16 protein-coding genes are annotated in these 20,877 nt (G+C 36.5%); 14 read left to right on the forward strand and 2 right to left on the reverse strand.

Annotated elements, in window-relative coordinates:
* The first annotated feature begins 91 nt into the window (after positions 1-91).
* The 10 genes from FSB73_RS09415 (at position 92) to FSB73_RS09455 (ending at position 12,004) form a co-directional block, all read left to right on the forward strand.
* Positions 92-4,684, forward strand: a complete 4,593-nt coding sequence (locus tag FSB73_RS09415; protein ID WP_146781263.1) for an FG-GAP-like repeat-containing protein — start codon at positions 92-94, stop codon at positions 4,682-4,684.
* Between the two features lie 750 nt (positions 4,685-5,434).
* Positions 5,435-5,962, forward strand: a complete 528-nt coding sequence (locus FSB73_RS09420) for a hypothetical protein (protein ID WP_146781265.1) — start codon at positions 5,435-5,437, stop codon at positions 5,960-5,962.
* A 10-nt stretch (positions 5,963-5,972) separates the two neighbouring features.
* The gene (locus tag FSB73_RS09425) at positions 5,973-6,440 is read left to right on the forward strand and encodes a T9SS type A sorting domain-containing protein (RefSeq protein ID WP_146781267.1); all 468 of its coding nucleotides are present in this window, start codon (positions 5,973-5,975) and stop codon (positions 6,438-6,440) included.
* 299 nt (positions 6,441-6,739) lie between these two features.
* Positions 6,740-7,927 carry a hypothetical protein gene (locus FSB73_RS09430; protein WP_146781269.1) on the forward strand — a complete coding sequence of 396 codons (1,188 nt, stop codon included), beginning with the start codon at positions 6,740-6,742 and terminating at the stop codon, positions 7,925-7,927.
* 139 nt (positions 7,928-8,066) lie between these two features.
* Positions 8,067-8,483 carry a hypothetical protein gene (locus FSB73_RS09435; RefSeq protein ID WP_146781270.1) on the forward strand — a complete coding sequence of 139 codons (417 nt, stop codon included), beginning with the start codon at positions 8,067-8,069 and terminating at the stop codon, positions 8,481-8,483.
* A gap of 4 nt (positions 8,484-8,487) precedes the next feature.
* Positions 8,488-8,622 carry a hypothetical protein gene (locus tag FSB73_RS26580; protein WP_262712560.1) on the forward strand — a complete coding sequence of 45 codons (135 nt, stop codon included), beginning with the start codon at positions 8,488-8,490 and terminating at the stop codon, positions 8,620-8,622.
* 22 nt (positions 8,623-8,644) lie between these two features.
* Positions 8,645-9,010: a hypothetical protein gene (locus FSB73_RS09440; protein WP_146781272.1), complete on the forward strand. Its 366-nt coding sequence runs from the start codon at positions 8,645-8,647 to the stop codon at positions 9,008-9,010.
* A gap of 256 nt (positions 9,011-9,266) precedes the next feature.
* Positions 9,267-10,007 (forward strand): hypothetical protein, encoded by a 741-nt coding sequence (locus FSB73_RS09445; RefSeq protein ID WP_146781274.1) that lies wholly within the window; start codon positions 9,267-9,269, stop codon positions 10,005-10,007.
* Positions 10,008-10,459: 452 nt separating this feature from the next.
* On the forward strand, positions 10,460-10,876 hold the full coding sequence (locus tag FSB73_RS09450) for a hypothetical protein (RefSeq protein ID WP_146781276.1): 417 nt from the start codon (positions 10,460-10,462) through the stop codon (positions 10,874-10,876).
* Between the two features lie 540 nt (positions 10,877-11,416).
* Positions 11,417-12,004 (forward strand): hypothetical protein, encoded by a 588-nt coding sequence (locus tag FSB73_RS09455; protein WP_146781278.1) that lies wholly within the window; start codon positions 11,417-11,419, stop codon positions 12,002-12,004.
* Between the two features lie 110 nt (positions 12,005-12,114).
* Here the strand turns inward: FSB73_RS09455 and FSB73_RS27540 are convergent, their stop codons facing one another.
* Positions 12,115-12,354, reverse strand: coding sequence for a HipA N-terminal domain-containing protein (locus FSB73_RS27540; protein WP_225974665.1), 240 nt, complete (start codon positions 12,352-12,354; stop codon positions 12,115-12,117).
* A 4-nt stretch (positions 12,355-12,358) separates the two neighbouring features.
* On the reverse strand, positions 12,359-12,565 hold the full coding sequence (locus FSB73_RS09465) for a helix-turn-helix domain-containing protein (protein WP_146781280.1): 207 nt from the start codon (positions 12,563-12,565) through the stop codon (positions 12,359-12,361).
* A 498-nt stretch (positions 12,566-13,063) separates the two neighbouring features.
* Between FSB73_RS09465 and FSB73_RS09470 the strand changes: the two genes are divergently transcribed.
* From FSB73_RS09470 to FSB73_RS09485, 4 genes are all read left to right on the forward strand, one after another.
* On the forward strand, positions 13,064-16,024 hold the full coding sequence (locus FSB73_RS09470) for a glycosyl hydrolase (RefSeq protein WP_146781282.1): 2,961 nt from the start codon (positions 13,064-13,066) through the stop codon (positions 16,022-16,024).
* A 105-nt stretch (positions 16,025-16,129) separates the two neighbouring features.
* On the forward strand, positions 16,130-17,206 hold the full coding sequence (gene rhaT / locus FSB73_RS09475; protein ID WP_146781283.1) for an L-rhamnose/proton symporter RhaT: 1,077 nt from the start codon (positions 16,130-16,132) through the stop codon (positions 17,204-17,206).
* A 62-nt stretch (positions 17,207-17,268) separates the two neighbouring features.
* Positions 17,269-19,389, forward strand: a complete 2,121-nt coding sequence (locus tag FSB73_RS09480) for a bifunctional aldolase/short-chain dehydrogenase (protein WP_146781285.1) — start codon at positions 17,269-17,271, stop codon at positions 19,387-19,389.
* 212 nt (positions 19,390-19,601) lie between these two features.
* A complete protein-coding gene (locus FSB73_RS09485) occupies positions 19,602-20,876 on the forward strand; it encodes a sugar isomerase (RefSeq protein ID WP_146781287.1) in 1,275 nt (424 codons plus the stop codon).
* Position 20,877: the final 1 nt, after the last annotated feature.

Raw genomic sequence — 20,877 nt, forward strand, 5'->3', positions numbered from 1 at the left:
TCTCTGGAGTTGGGTTGTTTAATTATGTTGGGGGACTTATATAATTCCTGGAGATTTTGATGGTGATGGTTATCAAGATTATATTTTAATTTTGGGAACGAATAGTACGGATCGTTTTAAAGCATTTTTTTGCTCGCCACATAGAAATATTTACAATTTAGAGATTAGTCATTTGGGTATTCAATCTAGTACTTTATACATGGATGAATATTATGCATCTTCAATTGCATATTGCCAAGTCCGGCCTGTTGATATTGATGGTGATGGCAAGACTGATTTAATGGTGTCGGATAACTCTAAAACGCACTTTTTGAAAATCGAGAATCTGGGATCTTCTACAAATTATGATTTGCATGCGACTGAAATTTTTAATACCACAAATATTAATGCTGAATTGCCGATTTACACGGGTGATTTTAACGGGGATGGAATGACTGATTTTTTAGTAAGATCCACTAGTGAATCAGGAAATAATTCATCTACTGAACATACTGGCATGTATGGTCCATGGAGTATCTTTTATAGTACTGGCACTGGGTTTGATAATGAACCTTTTGTTTTCAGGAATGCACCCGCTTTAAAAGGTGATGGATATAGCAATACAAACCTTTTAATGGTTGCAGATATAAATGGAGATGGAAAATCAGATGTTTGGCATTCGCTAGATTTTATAGACGGAAATACTGGTGTTTTGCGCTCTAAACATACGGTATATTATAAAGTTGGTGGTGCAGATGTGGTGGATGCAATTAATGGGTTTTTACCGGAAACGGATACGACAGAGACGAGCATTAATTCAGATGCGACTAAAGAACCAGTGTTCGGTGATTTCAATGGAGATGGCAAGACAGATGTGTTGACAATTCAAAATAGTAACGTTCGATTTGTTTATCCCGCTCCAGAAAGGGAAAGTCAAATGCTTTCGCAAGTGATCAATGGACTAGGCTCAAAAACGAAAATTTTTTATGATCGTTTAAATAAAGACAGTGTTTATACAAACTCGGATGAGAATGTATTGAATGGTTTATTTAATAATTTTGAATCTGGATTATATGTTGTGGATAAGGTGACTTCTTCAGACGGAATTGGAGGTGCAAAGGTGATGTCATATCATTATTGGGACGCAACCAGGAATGCAACAAGAGGTTTTCTCGGGTTTAAGTCGTTGAGTATTAAAAATGAACAAACTGGCATGAATGCCTACACTGTTGCAAAATTCAATACTAATTATCTATTGCCAACTGTTTATAAGCGGTTTTCTATTTCCTCGGCTGGAGATACAATTAAAAAACAGGTTATTGAAGACACCTTGTTGGCTATTACTGGTGGTCAGGTAAATAGACGTTTTGTGCACAAATTAAATAATATTATAAGTTACGATGGCATTACTGGCGCTGGTAGTGTAATTAACAACACATATGATAATTTTGGCAATATAACCAAAAAGGTTACTAAAAAGGGCGTATTGGCTGGGAATAGCGTCGTAAGCCCTGTTGAAACTACAACTATAAATACCATTTATGGAATACACAATACACCTGTTGCCGCTTTCCCCAATTCAATCACCTTCACAAATACACGTTCAGGAGCCCCTTCAGTATCTAAGGTATCCACTTATAGCTATGATAATAAAGGGAATACACTTGTGGTGAAACATTATTCTGGGACGGCTAAAGCGGTTACTACGACATATACATATAATGAAATTGGTAATGAGATTAAAGTGATTAAGGCAAGTTCTGGGCTTAATAATAGAGTTTTAGATAAGGTATATGATTCAAAAGGTAGGTTTGTTACTGAAACTAAACAGAGCGGAAGCGGTATTGTGAAAAGCGACTTTTTTGCTTTTGACGACTGGGGTAATTTGGTAAGTAAAAAAACGTCTGCAGGGCTAACAACGACTTATCAGTATAATGCATTTGGTAATGTTAAAAAGGCAACCCTACCTGAAGGTTACAGTTTAGAGTTTAATTATGGTTGGGAATCGAGTCCAGGAAGCCGTTATTCTGTTGCGGAGACACGGCCTGGAGGTGGTAGAAATATCAAGACCTTTTATGATGATCTTGGGAGGCCAGTAATTAAGCAAAGTAGTGGATTTAATAGTCAAACTCTAACGGAAAATCTTCAATATGATGGAAAGGGGCAATTGATAAAAAGTGTTGCACCGCATTATTCCAATGAAACAGCAGTTGCGACTAATTTTACTTATGACAATGTAAGCCGTATTATAAAAATTAATAATTCAAAAAGCTATACATCTTTTTCTTTTTCTAAGTTAACAGGTGGTAAGTATAAAGTAACAACGACAAAATCATCTGGACAAAGCACGTCCAGAACCATCGATGCATCTGGACAAATAATTAATGCCACCGATAATGGAGGGACGCTGACATTTAGTTATGACAGTTGGGGTAATAGGTTGAAAACGGTAATGGGAGGAAAAACTTTGATTACGAATAATTATGACTCTTATGGTAGGTTATCTTCAATTACAGAGTTGAATTCTGGTACATTTAATTACGAATATGATGCATTTAATCAGTTAGTTAGTGAGTCAGATCCACTTGGGCATTCTTATGCCATCCATTATGATGATTTTGGAAGGATAGTTAGCCGTGTGGGTCCAGAAGGCACAACCTCTTATACTTATTATCATAATGTTTCTACTGGATATAATGATGATCATGTAAGCCAAATAATAGGATTTTATGGAGATGAAACGGATTTGACCTATGACGCACTAATGCGGGTTAAAACTAAGAAAAAAATAGTTGACGGTATTAATTATACTACTACCTTTACTACAGATACCTATGGCGATGTTACTAAAGCGGTATATCCGGATGGGGTAACTGTTAGCAAGGTATATGATAGAAACGGCTCTTTGACAGCAACTAAATTACAGGATGGGGCAACAGGTGTAGTTAAAAATGTCTTTACTGCTACAAAGATTAATGGGGCAGGGGTATATACAGGTTATACGCTTGGAAATGGCAAAAGTAGTCAGATAACTTATGACATGACCATGGGAAGGCCGACCAGATATTATACTTCTGGAATTCAGGATCTTAATTTTGTTTTTGATAATAATACGGGAAATTTAGTGTCAAGAAAGGATGCAATACATAACTTGACAGAGACTTTTACGTATGATAATTTAAATAGGCTTACTGGCAACAAGGTTAACAATGTCCAACAATTTCATATAGACTATGATAATAATGGTGGTGTTTCATTAGGAAATATCGTTGCAAAAAGCGATGCGGGTAAATACGTTTATAATGCGACGAAAATAAATGCAGTTGCCTATATTACTGATACAGGCTCCAATGGGAGCATGCCTCCTCCCAATATTTCAATGAATGAACAGAAGATTGGATACACGCCATTTTTAATGACGGATTCGATATCTGAAGACGGAGTCGTAGTGAGATATAAATACGGCTTTGGGTATTCCAGGGTAAAAAGCATTAAATCTGTTAATGGTAGTATTACGGAGACTAGATATTATTTTGGTTCATTTGAAAGGCAGATAAAAGGGAGCACAAATCGTTATATTCATTATTTGCACAATGGGAAGCAGCTTTATGCTATTGCAGTCAAGACAGGAAACACACCTGTTAAAATATATTACACTTATACGGATTATTTAGGAAGTATTCTGGCAGTCACTGATAGTGTGGGAACGGTCATTGCAAGACAAAACTTTGACCCGTGGGGCAGACATCGCAACGCCACAAATTGGTCCTATTCAAATGTTTCCAGTGTTCCTGACTGGCTGTATAGGGGATATACTGGTCATGAGGAGTTACCTGAATTTGGTGTAATTAATATGAATGGGAGGATGTATGATCCGCTACAAGGTAGAATGTTGGCACCAGACAAATTGGTAGCCAATGTTCTGAGCAGTCAAGCCTATAATAGGTTTAGTTATGCTTTGAATAACCCCTTGCTTTATGTAGATCCCTCAGGGTTTTTAGCTGAACAATCTTCTCAAGAACCGAGTGATTACTGGACAGGTGGGTATAATGGCGGAGATGCCAATGAATTGCCTGATTTTATAGTTGGAGGTGGAACGTATAACAACACGGAAGTTGGGGACTTCCTTTGGGATATTGGTCATAGCTCGGATCCATCTTGGGGTGGTGGCCCTTATAATGCTCCTGATGAGCCGACACCTAGGCCAGGAGGTGGAGGGGGAGGTTATTCTGGAGGTGGAAGTTCCGGAAGCAACACACATTATAATACAGAGGTTGTTAAGGTTAATACAAATGATAATGTAAAGGGGGATAATGATATTCAGGCAACGGAAGGAACTCTGGATAATAATATTCTTGAAAAATCAAGTTTAATAACAGGAAGTGTTAGTTCGAGTGAGGGTGCCTTTGAAAATGTAATCAACTTAGATCGTGGACTTAATTCAACAATTTCAGCGGGGGCTGAGTTAGCAACGAAAGGCCTCTTTGTTGCGCAAGTTGCTATATCCGCCGCTCAGGTTGTCGTTGCTGTTGGAACCAACGACCCAAACACAGAAAGGATTGTTGCAAGGGCAGCCGCTGATGTTGTTGTGTCAGCCGTGGGTGTTTGGGGGGGCCAGTTGGATGGGGTATTGCAACTGTTTTCTTTGTTGGAGAAGCTGCTGGCTGGTGGTGATTTAAAAAATGTAAATTATGAAATGCTATAGATATATACTTTATAAACTTTATACCTGGTCGTTAATTAAAAGACGAGGAGGTAAAACACCTATTGGCAATGTGGTATTTACCATGGTTACTGTTCATTTAATTCAATTGTTTGCAATGTATAATATTCTCTTGATTAATGTTGATGTTCCGATGATTTATCTACCCAAATATTTAATATTTGTTATTTTATGTTTTTTTGGAGTCTGTATATTATATTATTATTTTTTATGTACCAAAGAAAAGTGCCAAAAGTATTTAAGTGAGTTTCAAGGGACGCCAAAGGAGAATTCTTCTTTAGGCACCTTTATGGTGTTGTTTTATTTAGTTGGGAGTTTTGTTTTGTTTGCCATTTCAGTGTGGATGATAAGTAAATACGGTTTGTATCGTGCATTATGATTAAGGTATTCCATTGCATATCTGAAAATGTGCTAAAATTGATTAGAGTTTTTATATGATTATGGAGTAATTTATTTACGATTTGGCGATTGTAAATAAGTAATGATGCCAATGTTATTTAAGACTTATTGCATTTAGGCGTATTTACTATTTTGGTTTTAATAGGTATTATAAAGGTTAGTTAATAAGTGTAAGTATAAAAAGGGTTTTTCATGATGCAAAACGATTGTTGATTATAAGCTTCATAATAATTTATTTTAATGCAAATAATTATTCTGAAGGACTTGTTTTAAAACTATTTAATATTTTGAATAATTAATATGATAAAGTATAATTTTTATAAATATTTTTGGGTGTCCAGCTTATTTATTTTGTTAATTAATACTGCTATTTTTTCTCAAGATAATTCAAAGACTCATGGTGGAGAATTGAATAATAAAATTTTATTAACAAATCGATATTCGCCTGGTGTTTATACTTCGTTTGAACAGTTTTTAGCTGATGCACCTGCTATTTCCATTTTTAGAATAAAAGTTAATAAGGGGACTGGTTCTGTTGAACTGTATAAAATAAGTGGTCAGGATAGTGCGGGTATATTGGTTAAAAATGCTTGGGGGATTTCGGTGGGGAATGAACTATACAAAATAGATAAGGGGAAGTTACTTGCCATTGAAAAGGTGGGAAGCGGTTTTATGCTGTCTAAGTTTGTTGATCCTAAAAAGCGAAAAAACAATGCCATTTTCTGGAGAAATAATATTGGGAGCAGAAAAGGCGTAAAGAATCCTTTTGATATTGAAGATGTCTTAAAGACCACTTCGGTTAAGGTGCAGAAAATTAAATTAACGCATTTGGACATGAATACTGGCGAATTAATCAATTAATTGTTTTCTTATGAAAGGGGTAATCCTTAAATATTGCGGAGTATTATTATTTCTTGTTGGATTTGTCTATTTCGGCAACGCGCAATCATTGCCTTCTGGGAGTGCTGGAATAGTATATACATATGATGCTGTTGGGAACAGAATTGATAGAAAGTATATTGTAAATAATACTGCTAAAACAGTTGAATCTATATTGAGCAAAGATAGTGTTCAAGTAAAATCTGTACAGAATAATAATTTAATTAAGGTTAATGCATTATATCCTAATCCAACTACTGGGAAAATAACGGTTAGTCTCATGAAACCTGTAAATAATGCTTCGGTTGAAATATTTGATGCATCAGGTCGGCTTATTTTTCGCTCGCATCAATCAGGGGGTACATTAAGATTTAACTTAGGGCAATATTCAGATGGGATTTACTTTTTACATTTGAGGGATAAAGGAAATTTTGTAGATCTTAAAATAATAAAAAAATAAGGTCTGATATTCAAGCCTATTAATGTGAAAGTTTGTTTTAAATTATTTTATCTTGAATAGCTTCTTTAGACTGTGGTCAGCAGTTTCAAATGATCCACACAAACCCTATATAATTCTTTTCATTTAGTAACAGTGTAACACTATAGTGTGTTTTATACGACCAATATTTTAGGTTTGAAGTTTTTTTACGACAAAAATCTGTGCAAGACATATCGAGCGCTGACTAAGGTGATACGCCAGATCCACTTGGGCATTCTTATGCCATCCATTATGATGATTTTGGAAGGATAGTTAGCCGTGTGGGTCCAGAAGGCACAACCTCTTATACTTATTATCATAATGTTTCTACTGGATATAATGATGATCATGTAAGCCAAATAATAGGATTTTATGGAGATGAAACGGATTTGACCTATGACGCACTAATGCGGGTTAAAACTAAGAAAAAAATAGTTGACGGTATTAATTATACTACTACCTTTACTACAGATACCTATGGCGATGTTACTAAAGCGGTATATCCGGATGGGGTAACTGTTAGCAAGGTATATGATAGAAACGGCTCTTTGACAGCAACTAAATTACAGGATGGGGCAACAGGTGTAGTTAAAAATGTCTTTACTGCTACAAAGATTAATGGGGCAGGGGTATATACAGGTTATACGCTTGGAAATGGCAAAAGTAGTCAGATAACTTATGACATGACCATGGGAAGGCCGACCAGATATTATACTTCTGGAATTCAGGATCTTAATTTTGTTTTTGATAATAATACGGGAAATTTAGTGTCAAGAAAGGATGCAATACATAACTTGACAGAGACTTTTACGTATGATAATTTAAATAGGCTTACTGGCAACAAGGTTAACAATGTCCAACAATTTCATATAGACTATGATAATAATGGTGGTGTTTCATTAGGAAATATCGTTGCAAAAAGCGATGCGGGTAAATACGTTTATAATGCGACGAAAATAAATGCAGTTGCCTATATTACTGATACAGGCTCCAATGGGAGCATGCCTCCTCCCAATATTTCAATGAATGAACAGAAGATTGGATACACGCCATTTTTAATGACGGATTCGATATCTGAAGACGGAGTCGTAGTGAGATATAAATACGGCTTTGGGTATTCCAGGGTAAAAAGCATTAAATCTGTTAATGGTAGTATTACGGAGACTAGATATTATTTTGGTTCATTTGAAAGGCAGATAAAAGGGAGCACAAATCGTTATATTCATTATTTGCACAATGGGAAGCAGCTTTATGCTATTGCAGTCAAGACAGGAAACACACCTGTTAAAATATATTACACTTATACGGATTATTTAGGAAGTATTCTGGCAGTCACTGATAGTGTGGGAACGGTCATTGCAAGACAAAACTTTGACCCGTGGGGCAGACATCGCAATGCCACAAATTGGTCCTATTCAAATGTTTCCAGTGTTCCAGATTGGCTGTATAGGGGATATACTGGTCATTAACAGGTTTAAGGCATCATTGGTTTGACCTTGTTGAAGGATTAGGTTATGTTGGCCTTTATGTATTTGCGCCTGAGGCGGCTTTGGGTTATTCAATTACACCAACTGTTATTGATTTTTTTAGGTAAAAATCGTGTTTAATATGAAGATTATAGATATATTTTTGGTGACTATTTATTTACATTTTTTAAAAATGAAAGAAAATGGAAGAAATATAGTTCCTTGGTTTCAGACTTGTGTGTCCCTTGGGATGGTTTTTTCTATTTCATTCGCCTTGCTTATTAAGGTTGTTTTTGAAGGTTCCATAAATAAAAAGAGTATACCTGAATGGCTTTTTTTACTAGGGTTTATGTCATTTGCTGGATTAATATTTTTTTTAGTTAAGCTATATTTTTTTAAAAAGAATAGACACCTTGATTTGATTAGTACATTTTTGAAACGGTTTTCTGATTCTAAAAGAAAATTAATTAAAATAGTATCTGTTGGATTTCTTATAATTCTGCCGTGTATATTCGTTTTAATTATGTGCTATCAGACATTTTATAAGCGTAATTATTAATTGTATGGAAATCCTTATATTAATAAGGACAACTCGACATAACTCTGAATATTATATTCAACATACGGTGAAGGATTTTAATAATGCCTATAATAATCCAAATTTTATCAGAGATGCGGCAACGGATTTCTGGCTTTAAAATCTAACAAAGGTAGAAAAATATGAAAATGTTTGATTACGTGTTTTATAGAGTATGTAAAGCATATGAAAAAGCAAAAAGTAAAAGTGCTGAAATGGCAGCGATGGCAATTTTATCTCTTACGCAGGCGAGTATTATATTAATTCTCATTATTCTTTTTGAAACGGCAGAAAAAAAGAAGGTAATTGATAAAATCGAAGTTGTTATTTTATATTCTGTAATTATAGTTTTAAACTATATGAGATATATATATAATGAAAGCTTTTATAGTGACATAAGTCAGAAATTTAGAGATGAGAAGAGTCCTTTTGTTAAAGGGTTGTTGGTATTTATATTTATTATTACTATTTTATTTCTTGTAATAGGTTTGGCGATTTATTCGGGTTAAAAAACTTAGCAGGAATCTGAGACCAATTTTATGAATAAATTTGATTTAGTTTTATTAGCATTTACAATTTGAACTTGATACAATCATTTTTGTCAAACCGAAAAAAGTATTGGACAGATAGGCATAAAAGTTATTGTGTTTGTGAATTAATTTTTATTCGAGTCATTTTAAGAGATTGTTTTGGTTAACGTGATCTTTAAATATCTTAATGGATTTTCTGAGTGTGCTGCATTCTAATTATTATTTTAGTTAATTTATGGAATATCGATATAAATCTAAAGTTTTTAAGCCTTTTAAAATGTTTGTTTGTTGCATTTTAATTTTTGTTGTGGCGTTCCTTATATTGGTATTTGTTGCAGTAAAATTTAATGCTACATCCATCGCTGTTCTAGGTTACTGCGCTATTACTGTAATTCCGTTTTTTTATGAGAAGAAAGTTAGAGCCCGTTTTATGGTAGATGTTAATCTTATTTTTAAGGACGATGGGCTGCAGGTTGTATTTTATAATAAAAATTGGTGTTTTTATACTAAAACATTGGATTTTTATTGGGAAGATATAAATGCTTTTAAGATCTATTTTACTCAAAGTGGGTATACTAATTTAGATTTGTATTTTAAAGGAAGATATTTTGTTAAGGAAATAAGCTTTGTGGATAAGAAAGAAGAATTGGCAAAAAATGAATTAAGTGTCTTTAATTTATTTTTAAATTATTGTTACAATTATAATGCTACCTGTGATGAAGAAAAGAAGGTGAAATTAAGAAGGGGCTTTCTATTGACTAATTGGGGGAAATTTGCGTTATTTAGTTTATTGGTTTTGGATCTTTTATTTATTATTTTGATGCTGATTTATAAGCCTGATAAATTTCCATTTAGTCTTATCTCAATTTCTATTATTATTACATTATTTCTTAAAAGAGAAAATGACAAGGTTACGTATGAAAGAATGAAGGGGTATAAACCTTTAAACAGCATGCTTGAGGTGGTTAATGATTAATTTAATTTGTTTTAATGAGATGAATATTTTGGATTTAATTGGTATTTACTTACATTTTTTATGACTGGAAGAAATAGTAGACTTATATTCCCATGGTTTTAAGGCGGTCTCTCTCTTGGAATGGTTTAGGCGCTTTCAGTAGCTTTACTATTAAAAGTTGTTTTTGGATTGTTATTTAAGATGAAGTGTATACCTGAAGCTAATTTTGTCAGATTTTTTATCATTTGCGCTGATTGCATTTGTGTTGCTAAAATTTTATTTTTTTTAAAATTATAATTATCTTAAATTTGTTTAAATTTATATAAGGGAATATATTGTGGCTAAATGGAGAAAGATTATTTTTGTCTTCATTCCTTTGTTTTATTTATTTTGGTTCAAACATTTTCTGATTTTTATAATTTAATTTTTTGAGGGGATGTTATAATTCTGGATTTTCCATAATTTCCTAAAGAATGGATAAGATTTGTTTGATTGATTTGTTTTTAACTAGCCTTTATTGGCATTTTTTATTGATGAAGAAAAGAGGGCGAAAAGTGTATCCTTGGTTTGCTACTTGTTCGTCTTTAGCTATTTATATCCCTATAATCGCTACTTTAATAATTAGAACTATTTTTGGAGAAGTTCTTTTTAAGGATATGCCTGAATATTTATTTTTGTTGATTTTTTTGTTTTTTGGAGCAGTGGTTTTCTTTGTTGTAAAAAGCTATTTTTTTAACAGTGGAAAATATTTAAAGGTGATGGAGATTTTTTTTAATAAATATTCTGATTTAAAAAGACGTAGGATAAAAAATTTTATTATTTGTATTCTTTTGATTAGTCCCTATATCCCCATTTTAATTTTATGGTTGGAAGACTTCAATGGGTTTTGACCCTCTATTATATAAAAAATTAAATAAGAGTTTAATCATATAGAGGATTAATACTAATAACTAACTTATTTTTATTTTTTATTTATGCTGTTATTTCAAATATTTTCTTGCCCATTTTTAACTGATATTTTTTGGCCTAGCAAAAATAATATTTCTAGGTTTTGAGCAGTGAAATTGGCATAAAAGGTAATAAGTTGGCTGATCGAAATTTGGTCTTACTGCTATTTTAGTACAGACTTATATAGATATGTACATTAAAGGACAGATTGAGGCTCATCGATACCGTCTAAGGTGGTCCATTAAAGTGATATTTGGTGGCTTGTATAGTTGTTGATTTTCCATTTGAATATGGACTGCGAGGTATGTTGAATATATAATGAATATTCTGCCTATTTTTGGTTTTTAATTTTGAAATTGAATATACTGTCATTTATCGATATAAAATGTTTTGGCATTTGATTACCTGCCGTTGTAGTTTTTATTGTTTTGGAATTATGTATTAGTTATTGTCCAAATAAGTTCTTTGAAATAATTCTTATTTTGATGCAGTTTGCACCATTATTTTTCTTAAATAAAATTAAGGCATTGTATATTTCTATTATACATTTGGAAATTGGCGAAGACTTTTTAAAAATTAGTGGTTTGGATGTTGGTGCTATTTTTTTCAGTTCTCGTAAGCCTCCGGATGAGATTATATTGGGGTTTTCATCTATTAAAAGTGTTAAGTTTAAAAATATCCCATATAAGTATTGTGAGTTTTGTTTTTATTTAAAGGAAATGAAAATGGTATGTTTTTCGTTTTTGTTGGATTCTAAGCTACAGCCTTTTGCAATTGTAGATGGGTTCTTGGATGAATTATTATTAAAAATTTCGCAACATACTAAGAATTTACAGACTGACCATAAAATTGTTTTGAAGCCTAGTTTTTATGCTTCGAAAGTTGGCTTGATTTGTATTTTGATTTTGTTGTTGATTTTTTTTACTGTTTTAATTTTTGTTGTACTTAATGTATCATTTGTCAAAATAAGATCGTTATTAATAACCTTGTTATTGATAATTCAGATTGTTAGTAGGAGAGTTGTCGAAAAAAAATTTTATTTTAGGAATGAGTCAAAGTTAAACTTGTAGTGATAAAAAATAAGTTAAGTTCATTGATGGATCTATCTTTTTTATGGTGATTGCTCCTATTGTATCATATTGGCCCGTTGCCATTAAGATGCCGAAATCATCGTTTTCGTCTATGTGCAATAGTCTGCTTTGCAATTTTCTATTTGCCCCTCGCTTAACATATTTGAAAATACCGGGAATAAATAGGGACTGCTGTATTCCTTTTGGGTTTTGGGCATTGTTAAACTGATAGCCGGTTTATTTGGATCCTTATAATAACCGTCTTCGTATCTGAAGACATAGTGGTTTCGGTTTTCTTCAATGAGGACTCCCGCTAAAACCCGTTTAAAATATATTTCTATGGCTCTCATTTAATTATACTTTTTTGATTTGTAAACTTAGTTCCATACCGATAATATCTGCAATTTTCGTTATTATGTTTATTGTTGGGTTATTCTCCCCGCGTTCCAATTTGGATAAGGTGTTTACACTTATTTCAGCTAGTTCCGCCAAATGTGGTTGCGTAACTCGTAAGATCTTTCTTCGCTCTTTTATTATTTTGCCTAATTCAGAAACTGACATTATAATGTGATTTTAGTTCAAATTTAATCACTTTTCTCTTTATTTAGACCTTAAATCACAATATATTGTGATTTAAGGTTGTTTTTATGCTTTTTTGAACTTAAAGTATCCAAAAATCACAATATATTGTGATTGCGTGTGTTGTTCTAGGTAATTTAGCCTTAAATGCTGCTGCTGATTCAATAGGTAAAATCTTTATCCAAATAGTTATCCCCTTATTGATAACTTTTTCACAGATGACTGCCATTATTTACCATAATGGATGGGTTGATAGGGGGCTTATTCTTTGATTGCTAATCATTTTTTATGCCCATAATTGGTTTGTTTGATGCTTGTACAGGACAGTACGGGATAGTTGGTTAGTTTTTTAGTTTTATAATTGCAGTAGTTCCATCTTTAACGAATGTTCACTTGGTTTTTGGTGCAGGCAGTATGGAACATTCTTTTATATGGCTCAAATGATTTAATTATTCAACATTTAATATCAAGCTACAATTTATGCTTCCTTATAATTGTTTAAATAAAAACCTGGCAACTGCAATTCGTTGCAAAATAAGTGGACAAGGACTGGGACTACTTTTTGCTTCTCTTTTAGCCTTCGGCAGTGGAGCACGTGCCCAACTCCAATCAGCTTCTGCAGTGCAATCTCAGACACCACTTAAATGGCCCAATATTACTCAGCAAAATAAACCGTGGGCCCGTTGGTGGTGGGAAGGTAGTGCTGTGGATGAAAAAAATCTTTCAGATGTAATGCATTTATATAAGGATGCCGGTCTTGGTGGCCTGGAAATCACGCCTATTTATGGCGTAAAGGGTGAAGAGTTAAAAAATATCCTGTTTTTATCCAAAAGGTGGATGCAGGTATTTGATTATACGCTGGCAGAAGGCAAAAAGCTGGATCTGGGTATCGATCTGGCCAATGCGACAGGATGGCCTTTTGGAGGCCCTTGGGTAACTGACGCTGATGCCAGTAAGTCCATGGAATTTAAGCAGTATACACTTCAAAAGGGAGAAAGCGTAACGGAGCCCATTCGGTTTTTGCAAAAGACATTAGTGCGTGGCGAACACCGCCCAGCCGTGGATATCTCCCTGATCAAAAACCCAATAAAATTAAACGGTAGCCATAATCTACAAAAATGGGCCCTGGATCAAGTAAGGTTTCCCGAGTATATTCCGCTTGTTGCCTTAATTGGCTATGATAAAGCTGGAAAGGCGACTGATTTGATCCACCTGGTAGATAAAAGCGGACATCTTGATTGGAAGGCACCCGAAAACGGTTATCAATTGTATGCAATTTTTCAGGGATTACATGGTAAAATGGTAGAAAGAGCAGCTCCGGGCGGTGAAGGTTTTGTCATTGATCATTTTTCTTTGAAAGCTGTAGATCATTATCTGGCGCATTTTGATAGTGCATTTAATGGAAATTCCCTGGATGGACTCAGAGGCTTTTTTAATGATTCTTATGAAGTAGATGACGCTTCCGGACAAGCGGATTTTACACCTGGGCTATTTGCAGAATTTAAGCAGCGCCGTGGCTATGATTTAAAAGATTATTTGCCGGAACTTTTGGATAAAAATAACCATAGTGAGGAGGCCGCCAGAGTCTTGTCAGATTATAGACAAACCATCGGAGAATTACTGCTGGAACACTTTACGGAAAAGTGGGAAAACTGGGGCAAATCAAAAGGAAAGATTATTCGTAACCAGTCCCATGGTTCACCCGCAAACATTTTGGATCTCTATAGCGCCGTGGATATCCCGGAAACAGAAGGAGAGGATGAATTACGTTTTAAATTTGCTTCCTCTGCAGCCAATGTCATGGGCAAAGCGCTTACGTCCTCTGAATCAGCTACCTGGTTAAAAGATCACTTTTTATCCTCCTTAGCCGATGTTAAAAAAGCCATCGATCTTTATTTTCTTGGGGGAGTCAACCATATTTTCTATCACGGCGTGGCCTATTCGCCAATGACTGCTACCTGGCCAGGCTGGATGTTTTATGCGGCAGTTCATTTTCAGCCGACCAATCCACAGTGGAACAATTTTGCGGCCTTAAATGAATACATCGCGCATTGTCAGTCTTTCCTACAAAATAGTCAGCCAGATAATGACCTGTTGCAATACTTTCCATTATATGACAGTTATGCCCAAAAAGGAAGGGCACTGCTCAACCATTATGATGGAATGAAGGGCTTTGAAGGGACAGCATTTAAAGCCAATGCTGAGTGGATGAATACCCATGGTTACAGCTTTGATTTTATCTCTGATCATCAAATTGCCCAATTAGCTTATGATGAAAAGGGAATTAATAGCCATGGAGGTCATTACCAGACCATATTATTATCTGCAGTTCATTATATACCCGAAGCTACTTTTGAGAAAATCTTACAGTTGACAAAAGCAGGGGCTACAATATTAGTATATGATCATCTGCCAAAGGACGTCAATGGCCTGAGCGATTTAAGTAAGCGTCAAAAGGCTTTTAATGATCTGATCGCTTCGCTTCAATTTTCTGGAGGCAATAATGGCACCCAACAGGCTGTTTTGGGCAAAGGAAAGGTGATAATGGGAAGCGATCTTGCCTCTTTATTAAAGGCTGGCGGGATTAGACGAGAATCTATTGGTGACGGCGGAAACTTAGGCTTTGTACGCAAAAGCTATAAGGAAGGTAAAAACGAGGGCAAATATTATTTTATCAATAATCGCAGTGATACCGCCTTTGAAGGCTGGGTATCCATAGCGACGGATAAGGCAGTATCTTATGCATTATATAGTGCCATGAACCTAAAAACAGGATTGGGGCGTGTAAGAAAAGAGGCTAATGGAAAGACTTCCGTCTTTTTGCAACTAAAACCCTGGGAGAGCGTTATTATTAAAGCCAGCAATACAGAACTCAAAGGCGAGGCGTATCCGTATACAAAGATTGCAGGAGCGCCTATTGCCTTAAAGGGCAATTGGCAGCTCTCCTTTAATACAGGCGGACCTGTGCTGCCCAAAGCGGTCACTATGCATAGATTAGCGTACTGGACTAGTCTTTCGGATACCAATGCACTTAATTTCTCAGGAACAGCCACCTATGCAACTAATTTTAAAAAGCCGATGGGCGCTACTGGTGTCAATAGCTGGCGCCTGGATCTGGGCACTGTTAAGGAAAATGCTGTGGTATTTTTAAATGGTGAAAAAATAGCGACCCTTATCGGACCGGATTTTACGGTCAATATTGACGCTAAATTATTGCAAACCAATAATCATTTGGAGATTCGTGTCTCCAATCTGATGGCCAATCGGATTCATTATATGGATAGGAGTGGATTGGTTTATAAAAAGTTCTACAATATTAATTTTCCGGCGCATGACGGGGAAAACAGAGGCCCTGACGGACTGTTTACCACCATTAATTGGGACATAAAACCTTCAGGATTAGCAGGTCCTGTAACGCTGACTCCCTTAAAGAAATTATAATATTGACTGGAATGTGTATTTGGAACAGGATGGCACAGGATAGTCATAAACAATCATAAGTTTATTTTTGAAAAATATAATTATAGAATCTTCTAACCCTTCTTTATGCAATTAATCTTTGGGATCATTTATCACTTTTTGGGAGGATTTGCTTCGGGAAGCTTTTATATCCCGTATAAGAAAGTAAAAGGCTGGGCCTGGGAGTCTCTATGGATCGCCGGAGGTATCTTCTCCTGGCTACTGATACCCTTTCTGGCTGCCTGGCTGACCATACCTAACTTTATGGGCATAATCAGCCATGCAGATAGCCAAACCCTGACGGTAACCTATATTTTTGGTGTGCTATGGGGTATAGGCGGATTAACCTATGGCTTAGGGGTAAGATATTTGGGTGTGGCACTAGGAAGTACTATTATTCTGGGACTCTGTTCCGTATTTGGTTCATTGATTCCTTCCATCTACTATAATTTTTATCCTTCTGCCGGCCATGATTCTTTCTCAGATCTTTTGCACAATACATGGGGGCAGACCGTTTTGATAGGAATTTTAATCTGCGTTTTTGGTATCATCGTCTGTGGTAAAGCGGGAATGCTGAAAGACAAAGACTTACAAAAAGACACCGAGCTCAAGAAAAAGGAAGAATACAAAATTGGCCTGGGACTAACGGTGGCGATTATTTCTGGCATCTTAAGCGCCTGTTTTGCTTTTGGAATCGACGCCGGAAAATCCATGGCCACTGAAGCCAATGATATTTGGAAATTGACCCACGCCGGCCAGGGAGAATTTCTCTTCCAAAATAATGTCACCTATATTCTAATATTACTGGGTGGCCTTACAACGAACCTTATCTGGTGTATGGCGCTCAATGCCCGCAATAAGACTTTTGGGGATTATACCAATAAGAAAACGCCGCTGGTAAAGAACTATCTTTTTTGTGCACTGGCCGGTACTACCTGGTTTTTACAGTTCTTCTTTTACGGGATGGGTGAGAGTAGGATGGGTAATGGTCCCAGCTCATGGATCCTGCACATGGCCTTTATTATCCTGGTAGCTAATCTATGGGGATTGGCATTGAAAGAATGGAAAGGAGTAACCAAAAAGACTTATGCCACTATTATTGCAGGAATTGCCCTGATTGTCATTTCTGTATTGGTAGTCGGTTATGGTAATTCTTTAAAATAAAAACAGGTGAAAATTAAATAAACAAAAGAACATCATTAAAACAAAAATAAAAGAAAATTCATATGTCTGAAGTTAAAACACAATTTAAACATGTTAGCTACCTGTGGGACGACGAAGCTGCCGCAAAATTGGCAGGAGATGAAGTTGCACTATTAGTTTACCGTTCTAATTTGTTGGGTGCTGACCTTCGTCTCACCAATTATGGAGGTGGCAACACTTCTTGTAAAGCAATGGCAAAAGATCCATTGACGGGTAATGAAGTTGAAGTAATGTGGGTCAAAGGCAGCGGTGGAGATTTGGGAACCATGAAGAGAAGTGGCCTGGCTGCATTATACGTTGATAGATTAAGAGCATTGAAGAATATATACAGAGGAATCGAACATGAAGATGAAATGGTTGGTTTATTTAACCATTGTATTTATGATCTGGCCAGCAAAGCCCCTAGTATTGATACACCACTCCATGGTTTTCTGCCCTTTAAACATATCGATCATTTACACCCGGATGCAGCCATTGCTATTGCGGCTGCCAAGGATGGCAAAAGGATTACTGAAGAACTTTTTAATGGCACTATTGGCTGGGTCGACTGGCAAAAACCTGGATTTGATCTGGGCTTACAATTAAAACAGTGCCTGGATGAAAATCCCGGGATTCGTGGTATAATGCTAGGTTCTCACGGTCTATTCACATGGGGTGACACTGCTTATGAAAGTTACCTAAATACGCTGGAAGTCATTGAACGTTGCGCAGAATACATTGAAGACCATACCGGTAAAGACAAACCTGTATTTGGTGGCCAGAAAATCAGCTCTCTGGAAAAAGCTCAGCGTACCGCTCAGGCTGCAAGCCTGGCGCCTATTCTTAGAGGCTTTTGCTCTTCTGAACGTAAAATGCTGGGACATTTTACAGATGATGACAGAGTTTTGGAATTTATCAACTCCAATGATTTAGACAGACTGGCGCCTTTAGGGACCAGTTGCCCGGATCACTTCTTAAGAACAAAGATCTCTCCACTGGTCTTAAACCTGGCACCAGATGAAGATCTAAGTGATGTTAAGGCCATTAAAGAAAAGCTGCAGCCTTTATTTGAGGATTATCGGGCCATGTATAAGGATTATTATGAGACTTGCAAACACCCCAACAGCCCTGCTATCCGGGATGCTAATCCGGTGGTTATTCTTTATCCAGGTGTAGGGATGTTTACTTTCTCAAAAGATAAGCAGACGGCAAGAGTAGCTGCAGAATTTTATATCAATGCAATTAACGTAATGCGTGGTTCAGAAGCGATTTCTGAATATACTTCGCTGCCACGTCAGGAAGCCTTCAATATCGAATACTGGTTACTGGAAGAGGCAAAACTGCAGCGTATGCCTAAACCTAAATCATTAAGCGGCAAAATTGCCTTGATAACAGGTAGTGCCGGGGGCATTGGTAAAGCAATTGCCAAAAAGTTTGTTGAGGCAGGCGCCTGCGTCATCTTAAATGATATTAATGGAGAAAGGCTGGAAGGTGCAGTAGAGGAATTTAAAAGCCAGTATGGAAAGGACAGTGTTGCTTCAACATTGCTAAACGTAACGGATAATCAAAGCATTATTGATGCATTTAACAGCACAGCCCTGGCATTTGGCGGAGTGGATATTATTGTAAACAATGCAGGCATCAGCATCTCTAAAGCAATTGAGGACCATTCTATTGAGGAATGGGATAGACTCTACGATATATTGGTAAAAGGTCAGTTCCTGGTCTCTAAAGCAGCAGCTGTCGTCCTACGCAAGCAGGATATAGGAGGAGATATTATTAATATCGTTTCTAAAAACTCCGTTGTCGCCGGACCTAATAATGCGGGTTATGGCTCTGCTAAGGCTGCACAGGCACATCTGACCAGGCTACTAGCTGCAGAACTGGGCAAGGATAAAATCCGCGTCAATACGGTTAATCCGGATGCAGTGATCGCCAATAGTAATATCTGGGCAGGTGGTTGGGCCGAAGGCCGTGCCAAAGCTTATGGCATTACCGTAGAAGAGCTTCCTGCATACTATGCAAAAAGAACGCTTCTAAATGAGATTATCTTACCTGAGGATATCGCAGACGCCTGCTATGCATTTGTAGGTGGGCTGTTAAATAAATCCACTGGCAACATTTTAAATGTGGATGGTGGAGTAGCGATGGCCTTTGTAAGGTAAATAAGATAGAATCTAAGAATTTGTTTTGTATATGGTTTTGAATAGTGGGTGGAAGAAGTTTCTTTTTTAAAGAGACTGTATTATTTTGCGCGAGGTAATTGGGGTTATTCACCCGAAAGTGGGAATGGGTGTGTCTGCCAAGGCAGACAGTAGCTTCACTTTTACTTTGTGCAAAATAATCTTCCTTTTCTAAACTTTTAAAAGAATGACTTATGCGTATAGATAAACAACAAATTGCTACATTTAACGAAGGTTTGTTAGCGGGACATACAAAACGTTTTGAATACATCTCGTCGGAAATAGATGGTGTAGAGCAGATTATAAGTAAATTAATTGATTTTCAGATTGGTATCCCCAGCTGGGCACTGGGTGCCGGCGGCACCCGCTTTGGCCGGTTCCACTTTGGAGGAGCTCCAGCTACACTGGAAGAGAAAATTGAGGATGTAGGACTTCTGCATGCACTCAACCGCAATAGTGGCTCTATTTCACTGCATATACCCTGGGATGTTCCTAAAGATTATGCCGCTATTAAAAAAGTGGCCGCAGACAGTGGGATCAAATTTGATGCGATGAACTCCAATACTTTCCAGGATCAGCCAGGTCAACTCCTCAGCTATAAGTTTGGCTCATTGCAAAATGTGGATAAAGCTGTCAGAAAACAGGCGATTGAGCACAATATAGAAGTGATTAAACATGGCGTAGAGTTAGGATCCAAAGCGCTGACAGTTTGGTTAGCTGACGGCTCCTGTTTCCCGGGACAGTTGAGTTTTAGAAACGCTTTTAATAATACGCTGGAAAGCCTCCAGGAAATTTATAGTGCTTTACCTGAGGACTGGAAGGTTTTTGTAGAATATAAAGCCTTTGAGCCTAATTTCTATTCCACCACCGTGGGTGATTGGGGACAGTCGCTGTTATATACCAGTAAACTAGGAGAAAAAGCATATACATTGGTAGATTTAGGTCATCATCTGCCAAATGCCAATATCGAACAAATTGTTGCCTTGCTTTTAAATGAAGGCAAACTTGGTGGTTTCCATTTCAATGACTCCAAATACGGGGATGATGATCTGACCGCTGGCAGTATCAAGCCATATCAACTCTTTTTGATCTTCAACGAATTGGTAGATGGGATGGATGCCAGGGGAATGAATCATGCAAAGGATCTGGGTTGGATGATTGATGCCTCCCATAATGTTAAGGATCCTTTAGAGGATTTATTGCAGTCAGTAGATGCTATTATGGCCGCTTATGCACAGGCGCTTATGGTAGATAAAAAGGCCCTGGAAGCGGCAAGAGCAAACAGCGATGTCGCCCAGGCGCAGGAGATTCTGCAAAATGCATTCAGGACAGATGTAAGACCGCTAGTGGCTGAGGCCAGGAAAAGAGCTGGCGGGGCATTGCAGCCACTTACTTTATACAGACAACTAGGTGTAAGAGAACAGCTGATCAAAGAAAGAGGCGTAGATTCTCAAACCACGGGATTGTAAA

The sequence above is a fragment of the Arachidicoccus ginsenosidivorans genome (genome assembly GCF_007971385.1).
GTDB lineage: Bacteria > Bacteroidota > Bacteroidia > Chitinophagales > Chitinophagaceae > Arachidicoccus > Arachidicoccus ginsenosidivorans.